Consider the following 17188-nt stretch of genomic DNA (forward strand, 5'->3'; position numbering starts at 1 on the left):
CGCTTCATGCGTCCTTCGCTCCCCGCCGTCATGACGGAAATCCAGATCACCGCGCCCGGCCCGGCCGACGTGCTGCAGCCACGGCACGTGCCGGTACCCGCGCCGAAACCCGGCGAAGTGCTGATCCATGTGCGCGCCGCCGGCGTGAATCGCCCGGACGTGCTGCAACGCGCGGGCAACTATCCGATTCCGCCCGGCGCCAACCCCACGCCCGGGCTGGAAGTGGCCGGCACGGTGGCTGCCATCGGCGACAGCGTGACCATGCATGCCATCGGCGATGAGGTTTGCGCGCTCACCAACGGTGGCGGTTACGCGGAATATTGCGTGGTGCCCGAAGGACAGGTACTGCCGATTCCGCGCGGCGTCTCGATGACGCAGGCCGCCGCCATTCCGGAAACGTTTTTTACCGTGTGGGCCAACCTCTTTCAGCTTGGGCATGCGCGTCGCGGCGAAGTCGCCTTGATTCACGGCGGCACCAGCGGCATCGGCACGACGGCGCTCATGCTGTGCCGCGAGTTCGGCATCCGCGCGTTCGCCACGGCCGGCGGCGCAGCGAAATGCGAAGCCATCCGCGAGCTGGGCGGCGAGCCGATCAACTATCGGCAGGAATCGTTCGTGGAAGTGGTGCTGGCGCGCACCGAAGGACACGGCGCGGACGTGATCCTCGACATCATGGGCGCCGCCTATGTCGACGACAACCTCGCCACCCTCGCGCGCGATGGCCGATTGCTCTTGATCGGCTTCCTGGGCGGCGGCGTGGCGGACCACGTCGACCTGCGCACCATCATGGCCAAGCGCGCCGTGGTCACGGGCTCGGCGATGCGTCCGCGTTCGGCACAGGAAAAAGCGGCCATTGCGGCCGCCTTGAGGGAACACGTGTGGCCGGTGCTGGCGCAGGGTCGCTGCCTGCCGATCATTCACGCCACCTACCCGCTCACCCGCGCTGCGGATGCGCACCGGGCGATGGAGAGCAGCCAGCACATCGGCAAGATCGTGCTGGAAGTGTAGATCTCAGTAAGCGACCACCGCTTCCGGCGCCGAAGGCAACGGCGTATGCCCGTGCGCGGTTTCCAGCCATTCGTCCATCTGGCGGCGTGCCTCGCGGATCTGGAGTTCGCCGGTCGGGTGCCGGCGCAGCTGGGCGCGAAGCAGCTCGATCTCCTGCTGCAGCAACGCGTTCTGCTCGATCAGCTCGTCGCAGGCGCGGGATAGCAGGTCGTTGTCGCGATCCCATTCCATACAGGCACCGCCTTTTTCCCGGGTGGGATACAAAATTGCCCCTGACGCCGTTAACGCGTCGTGACACTTTGGCTAAGACTTTTGCGCCGTCTTGACGTGCCCTGGGCGTAGGCTCAAGCCATGGCCATTTCACACGCCCAGCTCGACCAGATGCTCGACGCGCTGGATACGTCGGTGCCGAGCCTGGTGCGGAGCAAACCCGTGCCCGGCGAGTTCTGGGCGAGCTTCACGAGCATGGCCCAGGCCATCCAGGATCGCGCCCCGCCCAACGACCGCGCCTGGGTCTGCGACCGGCTGGACGCCATCCAGGTCAAGCACCACCTCGTTCCGCCCGCCGACCAGATCTGACCATCGGGTGCAGCAGCAGCCGCGCTTCAACTGCACACCAGCACCGGTGTGTTGCAGCAGCTCATCACCTTGTGCGGCACGCTGCCGAGCAATACACGCTCCAGCCCTTCGGAGCCGCGCGAGCGCATCACGATGAGGTCGCAATGATGTTTCGCGGCAGCAGCCACGATGGCCGCGTAAGGGCGAAGGTCGAAGACGTATTCCGTTTCGCACGGCACGTTCACCGCATTGGCACGCTGCACCACTTCGTCCAGGTATTGCTGTGCATGTGCCTTGGCGACGTCGCTGTGGCAAGCGCTGTGCTGGAGGAGTTCGGACATGAAGGACACCGTGGACAACGGCGGCATCACATGCACCGCAAACACCTTCGCCCCGAGCTGGGCCGCCAGTTCAATGCCTGTCTCCACGGCTTTCAGTGCACGCTCGGAACCATCCACCGGCAGAAGAATGTTCTTGAACATCGCCAGGCCTCCTTTGGATTCCTGATACCAGTGTAGTCCCGCCGCGTGCGCGTGGCGTGCAAAAGACCCGAGCCAGGCGCACCCACCGTGCGGCGGATTGACGCCGATCAGTTACACCGCCTGGCATCGGCCTAAGCTGGGTATGCATCACCCGTGACACAGGCCCCACAGGCCGCACGCCACACTCCCCTGGCTTCCGCCATCGCCTTCATCCGCGGCATCGGCCGCCCTAGCGAGGAACCCATGTTCAAGCACATTCTCATTCCCGTCGACGGATCGGAACTGTCCCTGCGCGCCGCGAAGGTAGGCATCGAACAGGCCAAGCTGACCCAGGGGAAAGTCACGGCCCTCCACGTGATTTCACCGTTCCGGACCATCTCGTACATGGGCACCATCCTGGCCGCCACCGAGTTCGCCTATAACGAGGAAGCCAAGGCCAACGCCGAACGCTATATCGAACAGGTGAAGATGTTGGCCGACGCCGCCGGCGTACCGTTCGAAGGCGTGGCCGAATTCGGCGACGAGCCTTACGACACCATCGTGCAGACCTGCAAAGCCAGGCAGGCCGACCTCATCGTGATGGGTTCCAACGGATGGCGCGGCATGACCCGCCTGTTGCTGGGCAGCGAAACGCACAAGGTGCTCTTGCGCGCCGATGTACCCGTGCTGGTTTGCCACTGAGGTCGAGCGCCCCTGCCACTCATCCAAGCGGCAGGAGCGCCAACATCAAAGACTCAGCTTCAGGTCGGCCACATACGTGCGCTGCGGAAACGGGTGGTACAGGTAGTACTTCTCGTTGGTGAGGTTGTCGATGCCGAACGATGCCGCGAGATGCTCGTTGATCTGGTAGTGCGCGCGCACGTCGAACACCGTGAACTTGTCGAACGCGCCGAAGACGTGCGGCGTGTTGTCCGAGTTGTCGAGCGTGGAGAACTGCCGCCCGCTGTAACGCCCGGCCAGCGTGAACGCCCAATGCGCATCGGGTCGATACGTTGCCACTGCCGTGGCACGCCAGCGCGGCACGTACGGCGCATGCTTGCCTTGCGAGCTGGTGCCCGTGGTGCTGACAAAGCTGTCGTTCGAGAGGATGGTGGAGTCGACGAACGTCACGCTGCCCGAAAGCTCCAGGCCCTTCACCAGCACGTTGTCCTTCTGCGCCACCAGCTCGATGCCGCGGTTGCGCAACTCGCCCACGTTCATCACGTAGATCACCGGCACGGCCACGTTGGGCAGCGAGGACGTTTGCGCAACGAGTGCGTCCTTGGTGTTCTCCTGGAACAGCGACACGCGAAGCATGCCCTGGTCGATGGCGTGCTCCACGGCCAGTTCGCCGCTGCGCGCCGTTTCCGGTTTCAGATCCGGGTTGGGCACGCTGTACGTGGAGCCGGTGGACACCAGCTGGTAAAGCTCGCCCACGGTCGGGAAACGGATGGCCTTGGCCAGCGAGCCGGTGATGCGCCAGTTGGCGGCCACGTTCCATTGCAGCGTGGCCTTGGGCGAGAAACCGTCGGCCTTCTCCACCGGCTGCTGCACGGCCGTCTTGCCGCTGAAGTTGTAGCCATCGCTGGCCTTCCACCATTCGTAGCGACCGCCCAGCGTGAGCATCCACTGTGGCGCGAAACACCACTGATCCTGCAGCCACAGCGCCTGCGTCTGCGTCTTGCCGCGACCGGTGGAAAACAGCGTGGTGAGGCTGTCCGGGTCCTGCCAGTTGCTGAGGTTGGTGGTGGGGTTGGCCAGCTCGTACTGGTCGGCATGCGCGCCGACGGACACTTCCTGCCCGCCGTCAACACCAAGCGGACGCCAGATGCCGGTGGCATCGGCCGTGGACCACTGCGTGCCACCGTAGCTCGCCAGCCGGCCGTTGGTGGTTACGTTTGTGCCTGTGGTGACGCCTGCCGGCTGCCACTGGTTGTCCTTGAGGAAGGCATAGTGCGTGACGACGAATGACGCGTCGTAGTCGCCCTTGGTATCCGACTTCAACGACAGCCCCTGCATGAGGTGATGCGCGCTGAGTTGGTAAGTGTTGCTGGCGAAGCCCGCCACCTTGCCGTAGGTCGGATCACCGGCAGCATTCGTAAGATACGTATCGGTGCTCGACTCGCCGTGGTTGCTCCAGTAACCCACCAGGTAAGTGACTTTCCATTGCGGCGTGATGTCGTAGCTCAGCTCACCGTTGAGATCGAGCACGCGCGTGTGCAGCAGCCCACCGGCGCCGTACACGTTCGCCACCTGCCCCATCTTGTTCAACGCCGGCACCGTGCCGCTGGTACCGGCCGGCGTGTTGCTGCCGGTGATGATCGACAGCGGCTGGCTGAAGCTGTTCATCGCGCTCGCGCCGAAGAACCAACCCAGCTTGCCGCTGCGCCCGCCCGCCGTGAGGCTGGTCTGGCTCGTGCTGAAATTGTCGTGCGTACCGTACAGGTCGAACGACTGCACCGCTTCGGTCTGCTTGATGGTCACCTCGGTTTTCTCGGGCATGCGCGTGACGATGTGCATCACGCCGCCCATCGAATTGCCCGCGTAAGCCGCCGAGAACGGCCCGTACATCATGTCGATATGGTCGATGGCTTCGGGCGACGTGATGCCCCAGCGCGGCGCGCCAATGGTGTTGTTGTTCGCAATCAACGCCGAAATGGGAATGTCATCGACATAGACCAGCGTGCGCGCACTGGAATTCAAACCCCAGGTGCGCGTGGCCAGCACCGGCTGCGTGTCGCCGTAGTTGCGCTTGCGGATGAAGATGCTGGGCAAATACTTCGCGGCATCTTCAACGTCCACCGCATTGATCGTGGCCTCGACCCGCTCGGAAGGCACCGAGGCCAGCGTGGCGGGAAAGCCCGGCGCCGCCAGTTGCTGCGCAGCGGCGGTGACCTTCACCGCGCCGAGACTGGTGACGTCGCTTTCCGGAATCGGCGCGTCCGGTGGAGCACTGGGCCCGCTCTGTGCCCAGGCGATGGATGAAGCAAGCAGCGTCAGCGGCCATCCAAGGGCCGCTCCGCTCAGGAGAGAAAAGCGCATGACAAGAAATCCGTTTTGATCAGCGCCGCACGCGACGCATGACTGGAGAACAGGCAAGCACGGGAACGCTGGCACGGCCACGCGATCCCGCGCGCCACACGCCATCCCCTGTGATTGCTGTCGATGTGGGCAGGCGCGCAATGCTTGCGCCCACCATCAAGCCGTCATCCGAGCTGGATGGACGGCGGTCCCCGCGGATCTGCGCTGAGAACAGGCTGGGCCTGCCACGCCACGCTGGTGCGCGACACCGGCGCCACGGCCGGCAACGGTGCAGCAAGAAGAAGAGCAACCAGCGCGCCCGACAACAGCGGCGTATGGGCCAGCATGACGCAGTAGCCGCACTGGTCCATGTGCTGGGTGGGGTCGCCCGGCATATCCGGCATGCCGGGCATGCCCGCGGTATGAACCATGCCGGGCTTGTCGGGCATGTCGGCCATCTCGTCCATGCCAGGCATGGACGCATGGTTCTCGGCGGCACCGTGCCCAACGCACCAGGCGCCAAGATCGGACGACAGCAGGCTCGGAAGCACGCGGGAAACCGTGGGCGCGGCCACCAGCAGCCACATGGCGGCCACTGCCAACCATGCCACCAAACGCCGTGATGTCCTGCCCCGATTCAAACTGCTTCCCAACCCTTGAGTACGCTCCAGAGATGATCGCATGGAGCGGCGCCAATCGCACGCCAAACATGCTGCGGCGTGGCGTCACGCGGCGTACCCGGTGAATACCGGCGCGTGGGGCGCTTTATTCCTGCGCGGGGCAATCAGACACGACGCGGCTCCATCCGCAAAGCCGCACGGAGAGAAACACTCCAATGCCTTGCGGCGCGCTTCGGCGCCTGAATTCGCCGCGACTTAGCGGGTTCGAAGCCACACTCCATGCCCGTTCACGACAGCGGACAACCATTACGCCGTGCGCTTGCCCGCCTTCTTGGCTACTGATTTGCTCGCTGATTTGCGCGCACTTTTGGCCGCCGACTTGGCGGCCGGCTTCGCCGTTTTCCTAGCCGCCGCAGGCGCACTCTTCTTGAGCTTCGCCTGGTTGTACGCGATGGCCGCCTTCACCAGTTTCTTCAACGCCGCCTTGTTGACCTTGTCGCCCTCAAGCAGATCGATGGCGCGCCATGTGCTGCCGTCCAAACCATTGTTGAAGAGCTTGTCCGGGTCTTCCAGCTTTGCGCCATGCGAGAAGGTGATCTTCACCTTCTCCTTGTGTGCATTGGCCACCGCGATAATGCCGTCGCGATACCACGTGGGGCTGCCCATCCACTTCCATTCCTCCACGATGGCCTTGTCGGCATCGAGGATGGCTTTGCGCACGTCGGCGAGCGTCTTGCCACGCCAATCCGTGATGCCTTCGATCAGCTCGTCGATGCGTTCCGATGGATTCATGGGATGCTCCCGATCGTGGTTTCGCTGCCTGCGTTTCAGCGCAGCTGCTGGATACGAATCATGTTGCCGGCGGGATCGCGCACCGCGCAATCGCGCACGTCATATGGCTGATCGGTCGGCTCCTGCACGATATCCGCATCGCTCGCCTGCAGCTTCTCGAACGCCCCAGCCAGATCGTGTGTCGCCAGCAGAATGATGCCGAAGGTGCCCTTGGCCATCATCTCCGCGATGGTGCGGCGCTCGTCATCGGTAATGCCGGGGCTCGCCTCCGGCGGATACAGCACCACGTTGATGCCCGGCTGCCCCGCCGGCCCCACCGTGATCCAGCGTTTGCCGCCGTAGCCCACGTCGTTGCGCACCTCGAAACCGAGCGTGTCGCGATAGAAGGCCAGCGCCGCGTCCGGGTCGTTCTGCGGAAGAAAGCTGGAGTGAATCGTGATGTCCATGGCATGCCTCTCAGTGGTGGTGAAATCCATGAACTCAGTCTAGATCGGCATCCCTCGCCGAAACTTCTCGATTCCTGACCGGTCGCGTCACCTGCTTGGCCACGCACGATGGAATACCTGCCGTGGCCTGCGCTTCCTTCCGCTTATAGACACCCGGCGACATGCCTACCAACTCCGTGAACCGCGTGGTGAACGTACCCAGCGACGCGCAACCCACCGTGAAACAGACATCAGTAACGCTGAGATCACCCCGCCGCAACAACGCCATCGCCCGCTCGATGCGGCGCGTCATCAGATACGAATACGGCGACTCGCCATACGCCGCGCGAAACTGCCGGCTCAGATGCCCGGCGGACATATGCACGCCACGCGCCAAGGCCTCCACGTCCAGCGGCTGCGCGTACTCGCGGTCGATGCGGTCGCGCACGCGGCGGAGGCGGGCCAGGTCGCGGAGGTTTTGGGCTTCGGTGGACGTGGTCACCTTCCGATCGTGGCACGCGTGGCTGGAGCGCTCAAGCCGAGCCGCCCGGTCGACGTTGTGTCGACGACTGGCATTCCGGCACCGCAGCGGCCTATATTCGATGCATCGCACATCCCGGTGACGGTGTTCACATGCACCCTTGGATCTCCTCCCTCATTGGCGGCGTGATGATCGGGCTGTCCGCCGTGTTGCTGATGGCGTCGATGGGTCGCATTGCCGGCATCAGTGGCATCGCCAGCAGCCTGCTCACAGGTGTGCGCGACCAGGGCTGGCGCATCGTTTTCCTGTTGGGCCTTGTCGCAGCGCCGTGGCTGCTATCGCTGTTGCGAGGCGAGAACGCCATCGGCGCTCCGGTGGTCTCGTGGCCCTGGATGGCGGCGGCAGGATTGCTGGTTGGCCTTGGCACCCGCATCGGCAGCGGCTGCACCAGCGGTCACGGCGTGTGTGGCTTGGCCCGGCTGTCGCGGCGCTCGTTGCTGGCAACGGTTTTCTTCGTCGTCGCCGGCATGGCCACCGTCTTCGTCATTCGACATCTGCTGGGAGGCGTGGGCGCATGAAGATGAGCACCGCACTGCTCGCCGGCCTGTTGTTTGGACTGGGCCTCAGCCTGGGAGGCATGACCGAGCCCTCCGTTGTGCTCGGCTTTCTGGATATCACCGGCGCCTGGAACCCTCGCCTTTTGTTCGTGATGGTCGGCGCCGTGCTCACCACGGCCATTGGTTATCGCCTGGTGTGGCGCCGTTCCGGCCCATGGTTCGGCGACGCATTCCACGTGCCTGACGCAACACGCATCGACACGCGCCTGGTGCTTGGCGCATTGCTGTTCGGCATCGGCTGGGGCATCGCCGGTTACTGCCCGGGGCCGGCACTGGCATCGCTGAGCGGCGGCTACGCATCAGTGTGGATTCTGGTGCTCACCATGGCGCTGGGCTGGTGGCTTGGCACACGCGTGCCCACGCCCGCACGGTGATCAATGCAAACGGGGCGAGCAAGCCGCCTCACCCCATATCATTGACCTGCTTCTTTCCCTGACGAATCAGGGCAGCGTCAAATGGATCGGATTCGACTTCATCGATGAAGACAGCGACGGGAACGGATCCACGCCGGACATGGTCTTCACGTCATCCAGCGACACCACGGCGCAGGTGTAGTTGGTGACGTTGGTGCACAGGAACGCCGCCGCACCCACGCCCGGCTCGTACACGGCCTTCCACGTGTACGCAGGCACGGCCACCGCGTCCTTGCCGATGGTCGGCACCGAATCCGTGGCGAACGCCGGACCCGTCACCACGTAGATCTCGCCCAGCTGCGTCGCCAGATTGCGCACGGAATCCTCGATCTTTTCCCACTCGCCCGCATTCAACACATGCAGCTGCGGCACCACGTTCGCCATCGAGAACGTCTCGTCCTCGGACGCAATCGTCGAGGGATCGCCCGCCGGCGTCATATGGCCACGGTCGTAGCCGCTGTTCGTATAGTCCGACGACTGCGAACGATCCGCCGTCGGGATGCCGGTTTCCTGATGCCAGGAACCATCGCGGCTGATCGAGTTGGCGCCCGCAATCTGCGCCGCCGTCAAATGCTCCGCCGAATACAGCGGACCCTTCGTCACGCCCGAGGCAAACAACACGTACTCGGTATGACACACCTCCGTCGTACGACTCAACAACGATGCATCCAGCGCAGGCGCCTTGCCCGCGACAAAGAAATTCGGACAAGCCGTGCCGGCAAACGCACCGCCGGAAACAAAGAAGCAGACCGCAAACAGCCAAGAGCCAACGCGCGACATGTTGTTCCCCAGAAGAGTGGTGCGGGGAACCTAGTCATTGCGCATGTCAGCGCGGTGACGTTGCGGTGAGTGCAAATACTTGCGGCGCGTCTTGTGCGTTCGGTCACTTCGCGCCGGAGATGGCTTCGCTTATCAGCCAGCAAGGGCGGGGTTGCACTAGACAAACGCCGAGAGAACGTCAGCGAGATCGGCAGCACAAACACGCCCCTTCCATTGGCCAGCCACCATTTTGGATAACGGCAGCGAAGAGGCGCGGTATCCGGCCGCCATTGCCGGTATCCTGCGGCTTTTCGCAGAGCGGAGCGTCTATGTTTTCAGTCAAGCAATGGATGATGGCCGTCACGGCCGGGGCTGCTTTTACCAGCGCCGCCCTGGCGGGCAACGCCCCCACGGCCAGCACCGATCTGTTTGACCGCGCGGCGGACATGGTCAAAGGTCGCCAGGTCATGTCCGCGGCAGAAATCGCCTCGAGCCTGGGGAGCGAATCACCGGGATCTTCACACGGCACTCAGATCACCTTTCCGGCCGGCACATACATCGGCGTCAGCGTGAGCGAAATTCGTGTTGCGACGACCCAGGCCGGCGTTCCCCAATTCGCTGAGGTCGTCACCGACCCATCGGGCTGCATCGACGCCACGCCCCTTCAGACGCGCTACACCGCAGACGGCCTGTATGACGTCCCCCTTGCACCCGCCGACCACGCGCGCCGATACCTGACGCATGAAGCGGATGGCGTCCGGATCGCGATCGGGATCTCCATGGATCCCGCGTTTTGCGCGAAGAGCTTCATCGCGGAGATCGTGACCAAGTCGCCGAAGAGCTAGCGCCTGGAAAAGGTGTCACTGCGCAATCTGCGGGTGCGTGATTCATTGGGAGCCCATCAGCCCCAGGACGAGCCCAAGCTTCGGATCAATATGCGTAACTTTAATACTTCGTCGGCGACAGGCTTCAAGGTGCGTCGCTTCGACGGAGCTCAAAGCTGGACTTATCTTGATTGAAAGGTCTGCTTTCGACCCGAAGCGGGCCTAGTCGGGCGAGAATGAAGCGAGCTTCGAATGGGGAGCAGATGACAGTTTTGGGATATGCCCTAGCGGGACTATTTGCCGGGTTATGCGCCGTAGGAGGAGGAGCTCTGATCTGGGCGCTTTTCTTCTCAGTCCGCATGACCTTCCAGTTTGAGCAGCGAGGGGTGGCGTACTCTCGCGCCACCCTCTGGAACCCGATGAATGCAATGGTGCGGCCTGACTTGCTCAGCGAAGCAGGTCGTTGCTCCCGGCGACTCGCGCTTAGGGGCCTTCTCGTCTTTGCGGCAGCCTATGCATGTGCTGGCGCCTTTGGACTGGTGGTCAAATTCATGGGCTAAGGGTTACGTCCGCTTCCGACCCAAAGCAGACCTCAGGCCGTTTCAACAGTTGAGGGATCCACATGAGTGAGCTTGCGCGAAAAATTAGCGAGAAGGTCGAGCTTGGAGCATTTGCGGAAGCGCTGCAGTTGGCCAGGGTCTCTACATCTGGACGGATGCTTGACCCCGCGGTGCGACAAGCGATCCTTGATCTGACAGCCGAACTTCGATCAATTTGCATGGGCATGGCAAGCAGGAAGATGGACTTCGGCCCCGAATACGACGCTATTGAAAATGTCCTTCGCCAGGCAAACGAGCTGACTGGACAAGATATGTATGGCCAATACACGCGACAGGAACCGAAGTCGATGGACGAGGCTCAAAAATGGAACGAAGAGCTCGATGCCGTGCTTCGGTCCGTTGGCGTTGTGGATCGCTCGTTCTGCCTTCGGCTCCTGGACTTCTATACATATGGCACCGCGTCCTCTGTTGGTTGGGTAGAAGCCAAAATGAAGGTGCTACTGGTCCGTGTGCGGCAAGGAAAACATCTAAGCGTGTTTGACCTAAAGCTAGGCAAGCCAATGCTCGCCCATAGAGAGGCAGAGCTGCGGGGCTGGATCGAGGAATATTTTCCAGGACTGAACCTGTAGCGAGTTCGGCTCCGACCCATAGCAGACATAACCAAACCCAAGGCAACAAGATGGATCTCATCCGATGATCGATAGGCAGCTTCAGTACGTCGAGTGGGCCGCGTTCGTGGATGAACTCGACGAAGCTCGAGAGCATCTCGAAGACCTGATCAAGAACCTCAAGGAAGATCTGGACTATGGCGAGCCCGAGCTTCGCGCAGAGCTAGGACACGTGTTTGCACACCTGAACAGGGCGTGGCGACGAAGCGCGCGAGGTTTGGACGATGCCGAATGGGAATGGGCATCCCAGTTTCCTGATGATCTGACACCGATGGTCTAATGCCCGCTTCCGACTGCGGACATTCCCGCGGGAATGGATGATTGAGGGGATCACCGTGAACTTGGCACCAATGACACCGGTTGTCGTATCGCTGACCACATCTGTGCTGATGGCCTTTGGCGCCAGGGAGCATCATCAGGAGATGAGCCAAGTCGGCGTCTACGAATTCCCGTCCGTTTACCTATATCTCTTCCTATTTGCGTCGGCGTTCTTTACCAGCGTTCCGTTTTGGCCCGGCGTCACCGGCGATCACGACTCGGCGCTCATTGCTTTTGGTGTCTTTGCATTCTTGCCGCTCGTTGCAGCGTTTTACTTCAGACGCTACCGGTTGACTATCGAAGGATCGAGAGTAACCGTCGGGGCGTTTCGCAAGCACCACTTCGACCTGGCCGACATTGCCCATTTTGAGTTGGAGTGCGGGCGAGGAGCCGAGTTGAGACTCGAACTACGCGATGGCACGAGGATCAACGTATCGGGTCTTGTTACTGATTTCGATCAGGTAGCCCAGTCAATCGTCGGGCGCAGGCCGTAAGCGGAATGTCCACCTCCGACCAGAAACAGACATCCAACCATCTCGAACTTCAGACACAGGCAGCGTCTGTGATCGCCTATCTCGCCCAGTCCGCACTAACCCTGCTGATGATCGTTTCGCCCAGAGTCTGAGGGAGAGACAACGATTGATGTTGGCGGCGGGCGGCACATTGATGTCCCCGTTCCCGAGGGACTAGGGCCATGGGGGACGCGCCCCATGGCAGCCTTGGCGGGCTAGCGCCCGCCGAATTTCGGATGCTAAACGATACGGCGGCTTCTGGTTATTCGTGGCATTGAACTGATGGAAGTCGACACCAAGAGCCGGCGTATCAGGGCACGAACGGGCAGCCTGCCGGGGCGTACTTGGCGCCAATTTTTGCATCCACCGTGCAGCTCCAGCTGCCATTGGTATCGCGAATCCAGGTAATCATGCCTCCGTCTATGCGGGATTGGACGTGATTGCCAAGTTGGGCTTCGACTTTGCCTTGGCCCGCTGCGTCCTGCGGAAGCTGGATATGCGGTACGCCCATGCCGGCCGGTAGCGCCGGCCCACTCTGTGACGCTCCTTGAAGAATGTCCGAACCAACGATGGGGGACGTGTCGCACTGCCCCTGGGAGGTTCCCAACTGGACCTTGCCACTGGTTGCGCAGTCTTCCACAAGTACCCTGGCGTCGCTGGCTTCGCTCATGGCTCGTGTTACCTGCGACTTGATGACGTAGGTCTGGTATTGCGGTATGGCGATGGCGGCAAGGATCGCAATGATCGCAACCACAATCATCAACTCGATTAACGTAAAACCCTTCTGCAAGTTCTTCATGGTGGCCCCCTGTAGACCAGCAAACGAAAACTAATGCGTAGAACCGTAAGTTTGCACTCATGGACCAAGTGAAATGAAGATGCGGCGCACAACTTTCGGTGATATGTGGCTGATCTTATGTCTAAAAGTCGCCCTCCAGATGACGATGAGCGGCGGCAGAATCAGGGTTTTCAAGCTGGCCTGCCAACAGCGAAACATGGCGGCTCAACCCCTGCTCACAGGCCCCCCGAGTTGATTGAGGCTGCCGTGCGATTTCCGGCAGAAGTGCCGCCGAACGGGTTGAACGCGGCGTGGCGAGTAGCCTGTTGAGACCGCGCGATGGCCGCCTGCGGATTGTGCTGGACGACTTCAGGAAACCAAGGCCCGGTGACTCGGGGTCGTGGCAGCACGAAGCCTTCGTGACGTTCAAAGATTACAAGCGAATGACACTGTCTTCGCTGGATATACCCGAGGATGAATTGGCGGCTTCTCGTCACTACGTTTTGGCGCGTTTGCTCGCGACATGGCCTTCAAGGCTCGAACCCTGGCCCGCCTCCACCCGAGAACAAGCGACGCGAAATGCCTCAGGTAATTCCGCCACGAATGTTGTCACGAATGTAGGGCCAGAAAGGATTGGACATCTCATCCATGGGCTCGAACGCTTGTTGCGGCCTCACGGGGCCGCGAGGGTCGAACTTGCCGGCAAACCAGTCGGCGACGATGCTGGCCTGCTGTTCCACACGATAGTCGCTCCAGCGTTTTCCTGCCGCGCCATAGCGGTAAACGGCCGGCCGGTCGTAGAGCGCCCAGGCTTGTTCGCGAACTGCTTCGCAGTAGAGGATCGGCGTGAAGCTGTCGTGGGCGATCTGCCATGCGTGGGTCAGTTCGTGCATGAAGAGGTGACCGGGCGCGCGAGCGGAGTCGCCTGACGCGTTGAAGGCCCACGTCGTGGGATGCTCGTAGCCCTCGCCCATATTGACCAAGATCACATCGCCTGGACCCGGAACGGTAAAACCGTGCCCGTCAAAGCCGCTCATGTTGGTCAAGAGAATTCGATCGTACGGAATCTTCCCGCCGAACACCTGATCTGCGAACGCGCATTCGAATGGCTCTAGCTTCCTTTGCTTGATCAGCGCTGGCGTTATCGCAGCACCCACCAGGAATGCAGGAATCAGCAAGCCCGGCGACACCAGGAAAGCCACACCGGATGCAAACGCCACGCCGATCAGACCCGGAACAATCAACTCATTGGCATCGGCAAGCCCGGCGGCGTCACCCGCTATGGCAATGGCAGCGCCCGTGGGGCCCAGCAATGTTCCCATCGCCACGATGGCACCGAGCCAGCTACCGATGTCGCCAATCACGCCGAGATAATTCGACTTGTATTCAACGTGCGCCTGCCAGGTACCTTCCTTGAAGGCAGGCCAGAAATCCGCAATGGTCTGGTTCGTTCCATGCTGATGCCACTCGAATTGGCGCTCGCCTACCTCATCAGTGCCGTGTGCCTCGCCTTGCGCGTTGAAACCCAATTGCAGGGACGAATCGCCGCCCGCCGTTGAAATGGTGATGCCAAGCGCGGAGACCACCGATACTGAAAACGATGGCCATCCCGTCGCCCTGAGATAGCCGGAGTAGTAATAGCTACCGTCGCGATGGATCTCCAGAAAGTGCTTGCCGCCCAGCGCCTCGCGCGTGGTGATGGTCTGGGAAAATTTCACCGGCCGTGCATTGCGTGCCACCAGGTCACGCAATGACATGGGGAACGTGCATCCCAGACCCGTGCCAACGCTACGCAGCGAACTGACGCGCGAACCCACTTCGTCCCGCAGATGGATTGTTGTCATCGCATTTCTCCCGTCGCAGGAATCACAGCGTGCCGACGACAACGTCCGTCAAGGCGATACGCTGCCAACGGGCCAGCCCCAGCGAATCGGTGCCAATGCACAGCCATAGGGAAATGTCCGGCTGCGAACTCGCGATGGTGTCGCGCGCCATCGCCAGTACGCGATTGAGCGGCGTCTTCGCCCTGCCCTCGCCACTCATGGCCTGGGCAATACTGGTCAATGCGGATTCGCGCAGCTCGGCTTCCATCGGCATGCAATTGACCGCGTAGAGTTCGCCCACTACCGCATGACGTGGCAGTGCCGGAACGCGGCCAATGTGAAGATGAACTTTCAGCTGTACCTGCGCGTCGTTGAGCGTGACGCCACCGGGGTAATCATTTCCATAGTTGATGGTGAGGCCGTCGCTCTGGTCATGCACCAATGCACGGCGTAACCCGGGCTTCCCTTCATGCCGGGTGGGACAATCCATGATGAAGTCGGACGCCGTGGTCTTCACCCTCGTCGCCTCAAGACCAATCCATTCCTCGCCTTCGTAATCGAGAACCATATCGGTGGCCACGCGATGTCTCCTGATTGAGGTGTCTGCTTCCGCTACAGCACAGGGAGTGGGCGGGCGTCGCGAGGAGATCGGACGAAGGTCACATGGCTTGCCATGCCCCCGCGCACGCCGGACGGCAATATCCGGTGGAGCGATGAGGGGAACAATTGACCGAATGGTCTATCAGATGCAGCCCAACGGCTGATGGCTGGCCTATCGCGAAATGACCAAGGGTGCGCATGTTCACTCGCGCTTTTGAGAGCGCGCATTGCCTGCAGGTCTTCCAGGGATGGTGCTGACATTCGGCAAGCATGACGCCGTCACGCTCACCCGCAGCCCGGCTGACACTCATCTCGCCCAACACTGGCAGACGATCACAACCGTGCTCGTTAGGGTCGGTATGTCACTCGCGCTGTCATATGGCAGGGCCTCGCGAGTGACCATGACCACCAAGTCATGAAGCGCGGGCCGTGAGTGCTTGGAACACCCACGACCCGCTAACCATCACCAACTGACTGAGAGTTGATCATGGCTACCCACGATCATACGGTACGCATTCGCTCGTCCGTTCCCCCTGACGACACTTTCACTTCGCCACTTGGCGACGCGTCGCGCACGCGTGCGGCGTGGCCCGAAACTCTGCGTTTACCCATGCTAAGCACACGCGGTGACATCGCCTTGGCGGTGCTCGCGCTCACACGTTTGCGTGTCGATAGCGAGCAGTGCCGCGACGCGCAAGCGCGGGGATTCCCCGGCAGACCGCTGCCATGGCCGCTTCCCGTGGCCGTCACGGCCAATCTTGGGACCGCCATCCACTGTCTTCAGTGGGTCGCGCGCCAGCTCGGTGACGAGCCCGGAGTGAACATCACACGCCTCCGATGATCGCCGTGGCGGCGCATCGGCCGGCAAGGCGATGCGCCGCACTCTGGCGATCACCGACGACGCTGCTAAGCATTCACTGACACGGAGCGCTGTAAGCGCCTATCCGCCGCGCGGCCGTGCCCGACAAGGGAAGACCACCATGGAACTGATCCACCTCACCCCGCATTCGGATGTGGACCCCTCGCAACCGCTGCGAGCCCCCGGCGACATCCTGCTGCACGCCTACCTCATCCCCAACGCCCTCAACCCCGCCCGACTCGCCCGTCGCACCGGCATACCCTCCAATCAGATAAAAGCCTTCATTGCTGACACTCACCCTATCACCCCCAAGATCGCACTCCGCCTTTCCCTCGCCTTCGACACCACCGCCTTCTACTGGCTTGCACTTCAGGCGCGGTACGATCTGGAAAGGGCGAAGCCTGTTGTGCGCGCTTATCGGCCTCTTGTTGATTGAGGACAAGCGCAGACAAATGGATGGAGGCGGTGAAGTCTCAGCGCCGAGGCTAGAATCAACCACCTCCGTCCCATCTGCGCCGGGCCGGGCATTGTGACAACGGACAGGGAAAATCGGCGTCTGCTATCGATCCAAAGCAGACCCGTCGAAAATTGCATGGATAACGAATGGAAGCCAATCCGTATGCCCAGTTCGCGTGTACTAAAGAGCATCGCCAATGGTCTCGTCGGGACCTTCGTAAGCCGAAACAATGACGTTTTGGGCTACTGGGGTATTGGGCAGATTCAGAGAGAGATTGAAGGTCTGTCGGACACAGTCGTTGAGCTGGATTTAATGCATGGCGTGGCGATGCCAGAGGGGCCAATAGCTAAAGCGCTCATCGCGCAATACTCGACGTATCTGCTCGCGTCTTTGGCTCGGGATGGCTTCACTCCATCGGAACTCACTGCCGCCAAAATTCTGGTCGAGTTCGGCAACTTCGGGGAAGCTGAGGCTCCGGACCTTTTCAGCACGACTGGGCAACCATTCAACTGCAGGGCAGTCCTCACGAGTAAGAGTGGTAAGACATTTTCGGCGGTGCGCGGAGGGCTTAGCCGGCCTCACAATCCAGCCATTGAGCTCCGAAGCTTGCGAGCTCAGTGACAAGCTGAACCGC

At 61.7% G+C, this 17188-nt stretch carries 22 protein-coding genes and 1 pseudogene; 11 read left to right on the plus strand and 12 right to left on the minus strand.

All coding sequences use genetic code 11. From position 1 onward, the window contains the following. Positions 1 to 6 precede the first annotated feature (6 nt). Positions 7 to 1008, plus strand: coding sequence for an NAD(P)H-quinone oxidoreductase (locus ABIC75_RS02355; RefSeq protein WP_354012259.1), 1002 nt, complete (start codon positions 7 to 9; stop codon positions 1006 to 1008). Between the two features lie 3 nt (positions 1009 to 1011). Here the strand turns inward: ABIC75_RS02355 and ABIC75_RS02360 are convergent, their stop codons facing one another. Continuing rightward, complete coding sequence (locus ABIC75_RS02360; protein ID WP_354012260.1) at positions 1012 to 1239, minus strand: hypothetical protein; 228 nt, start codon at positions 1237 to 1239, stop codon at positions 1012 to 1014. Between the two features lie 120 nt (positions 1240 to 1359). Here ABIC75_RS02360 and ABIC75_RS02365 point away from each other — a divergent pair, with 120 nt between their 5' ends. Further along, positions 1360 to 1587: a hypothetical protein gene (locus ABIC75_RS02365; RefSeq protein WP_354012261.1), complete on the plus strand. Its 228-nt coding sequence runs from the start codon at positions 1360 to 1362 to the stop codon at positions 1585 to 1587. 26 nt (positions 1588 to 1613) lie between these two features. Here the strand turns inward: ABIC75_RS02365 and ABIC75_RS02370 are convergent, their stop codons facing one another. Next, entirely contained in the window at positions 1614 to 2048 is a 435-nt protein-coding gene (locus ABIC75_RS02370) for a universal stress protein (protein ID WP_354012262.1), read from the minus strand. A gap of 243 nt (positions 2049 to 2291) precedes the next feature. Here ABIC75_RS02370 and ABIC75_RS02375 point away from each other — a divergent pair, with 243 nt between their 5' ends. Beyond that, positions 2292 to 2729, plus strand: coding sequence for a universal stress protein (locus ABIC75_RS02375; protein ID WP_354012263.1), 438 nt, complete (start codon positions 2292 to 2294; stop codon positions 2727 to 2729). Positions 2730 to 2774: 45 nt separating this feature from the next. Here ABIC75_RS02375 and ABIC75_RS02380 read toward each other — a convergent pair whose 3' ends face one another. The 5 genes from ABIC75_RS02380 to ABIC75_RS02400 form a co-directional block, all read right to left on the minus strand. Beyond that, positions 2775 to 5069, minus strand: a complete 2295-nt coding sequence (locus tag ABIC75_RS02380) for a TonB-dependent receptor (RefSeq protein WP_354012264.1) — start codon at positions 5067 to 5069, stop codon at positions 2775 to 2777. Positions 5070 to 5233: 164 nt separating this feature from the next. Then, the gene (locus ABIC75_RS02385; protein WP_354012265.1) at positions 5234 to 5659 is read right to left on the minus strand and encodes a DUF2946 family protein; all 426 of its coding nucleotides are present in this window, start codon (positions 5657 to 5659) and stop codon (positions 5234 to 5236) included. A gap of 315 nt (positions 5660 to 5974) precedes the next feature. After that, positions 5975 to 6460, minus strand: a complete 486-nt coding sequence (locus ABIC75_RS02390; protein ID WP_354012266.1) for a DUF1801 domain-containing protein — start codon at positions 6458 to 6460, stop codon at positions 5975 to 5977. 35 nt (positions 6461 to 6495) lie between these two features. Next, complete coding sequence (locus ABIC75_RS02395) at positions 6496 to 6906, minus strand: VOC family protein (RefSeq protein ID WP_354012267.1); 411 nt, start codon at positions 6904 to 6906, stop codon at positions 6496 to 6498. Positions 6907 to 6940: 34 nt separating this feature from the next. Next, complete coding sequence (locus ABIC75_RS02400; RefSeq protein ID WP_354012268.1) at positions 6941 to 7387, minus strand: helix-turn-helix transcriptional regulator; 447 nt, start codon at positions 7385 to 7387, stop codon at positions 6941 to 6943. Between the two features lie 131 nt (positions 7388 to 7518). Here ABIC75_RS02400 and ABIC75_RS02405 point away from each other — a divergent pair, with 131 nt between their 5' ends. Together ABIC75_RS02405 and ABIC75_RS02410 are read left to right on the plus strand one after the other, a co-directional pair. Beyond that, the gene (locus ABIC75_RS02405; protein WP_354012269.1) at positions 7519 to 7944 is read left to right on the plus strand and encodes a YeeE/YedE family protein; all 426 of its coding nucleotides are present in this window, start codon (positions 7519 to 7521) and stop codon (positions 7942 to 7944) included. Further along, positions 7941 to 8357: a YeeE/YedE family protein gene (locus ABIC75_RS02410; protein WP_354012270.1), complete on the plus strand. Its 417-nt coding sequence runs from the start codon at positions 7941 to 7943 to the stop codon at positions 8355 to 8357. Before ABIC75_RS02405 ends, ABIC75_RS02410 begins: the two co-directional genes overlap by 4 nt. Before the next feature lie 66 nt (positions 8358 to 8423). On the opposite strand, the gene ABIC75_RS02415 is transcribed toward ABIC75_RS02410, so the two are convergent. Further along, positions 8424 to 9176, minus strand: a complete 753-nt coding sequence (locus ABIC75_RS02415) for a DNA/RNA non-specific endonuclease (RefSeq protein WP_354012271.1) — start codon at positions 9174 to 9176, stop codon at positions 8424 to 8426. Between the two features lie 308 nt (positions 9177 to 9484). Between ABIC75_RS02415 and ABIC75_RS02420 the strand changes: the two genes are divergently transcribed. From ABIC75_RS02420 to ABIC75_RS02435, 4 genes are all read left to right on the plus strand, one after another. After that, a complete protein-coding gene (locus ABIC75_RS02420) occupies positions 9485 to 10000 on the plus strand; it encodes a hypothetical protein (protein WP_354012272.1) in 516 nt (171 codons plus the stop codon). Between the two features lie 601 nt (positions 10001 to 10601). Then, positions 10602 to 11168, plus strand: coding sequence for a hypothetical protein (locus tag ABIC75_RS02425; RefSeq protein ID WP_354012273.1), 567 nt, complete (start codon positions 10602 to 10604; stop codon positions 11166 to 11168). Between the two features lie 64 nt (positions 11169 to 11232). Beyond that, a complete protein-coding gene (locus tag ABIC75_RS02430) occupies positions 11233 to 11487 on the plus strand; it encodes a hypothetical protein (protein ID WP_354012274.1) in 255 nt (84 codons plus the stop codon). A 37-nt stretch (positions 11488 to 11524) separates the two neighbouring features. Then, positions 11525 to 12019, plus strand: a complete 495-nt coding sequence (locus ABIC75_RS02435) for a hypothetical protein (protein ID WP_354012275.1) — start codon at positions 11525 to 11527, stop codon at positions 12017 to 12019. A 328-nt stretch (positions 12020 to 12347) separates the two neighbouring features. Here ABIC75_RS02435 and ABIC75_RS02440 read toward each other — a convergent pair whose 3' ends face one another. The 4 genes and pseudogenes from ABIC75_RS02440 to ABIC75_RS02450 form a co-directional block, all read right to left on the minus strand. Beyond that, complete coding sequence (locus ABIC75_RS02440) at positions 12348 to 12707, minus strand: pilin (protein WP_436407880.1); 360 nt, start codon at positions 12705 to 12707, stop codon at positions 12348 to 12350. A gap of 14 nt (positions 12708 to 12721) precedes the next feature. Next, positions 12722 to 12836 (minus strand): annotated as a pseudogene (locus tag ABIC75_RS23090) (prepilin-type N-terminal cleavage/methylation domain-containing protein); the annotation flags it as partial. Between the two features lie 563 nt (positions 12837 to 13399). Continuing rightward, entirely contained in the window at positions 13400 to 14659 is a 1260-nt protein-coding gene (locus ABIC75_RS02445; RefSeq protein WP_354012277.1) for a hypothetical protein, read from the minus strand. A gap of 22 nt (positions 14660 to 14681) precedes the next feature. Beyond that, positions 14682 to 15218, minus strand: a complete 537-nt coding sequence (locus ABIC75_RS02450; RefSeq protein ID WP_354012278.1) for a hypothetical protein — start codon at positions 15216 to 15218, stop codon at positions 14682 to 14684. Between the two features lie 1000 nt (positions 15219 to 16218). Between ABIC75_RS02450 and ABIC75_RS02455 the strand changes: the two genes are divergently transcribed. Next, complete coding sequence (locus tag ABIC75_RS02455) at positions 16219 to 16533, plus strand: HigA family addiction module antitoxin (RefSeq protein ID WP_354012279.1); 315 nt, start codon at positions 16219 to 16221, stop codon at positions 16531 to 16533. Between the two features lie 156 nt (positions 16534 to 16689). After that, the gene (locus ABIC75_RS02460; RefSeq protein ID WP_354012280.1) at positions 16690 to 17175 is read left to right on the plus strand and encodes a hypothetical protein; all 486 of its coding nucleotides are present in this window, start codon (positions 16690 to 16692) and stop codon (positions 17173 to 17175) included. Positions 17176 to 17188 lie beyond the last annotated feature (13 nt).

The organism is Dyella japonica (genome assembly GCF_040545895.1).
GTDB lineage: Bacteria > Pseudomonadota > Gammaproteobacteria > Xanthomonadales > Rhodanobacteraceae > Dyella > Dyella japonica_D.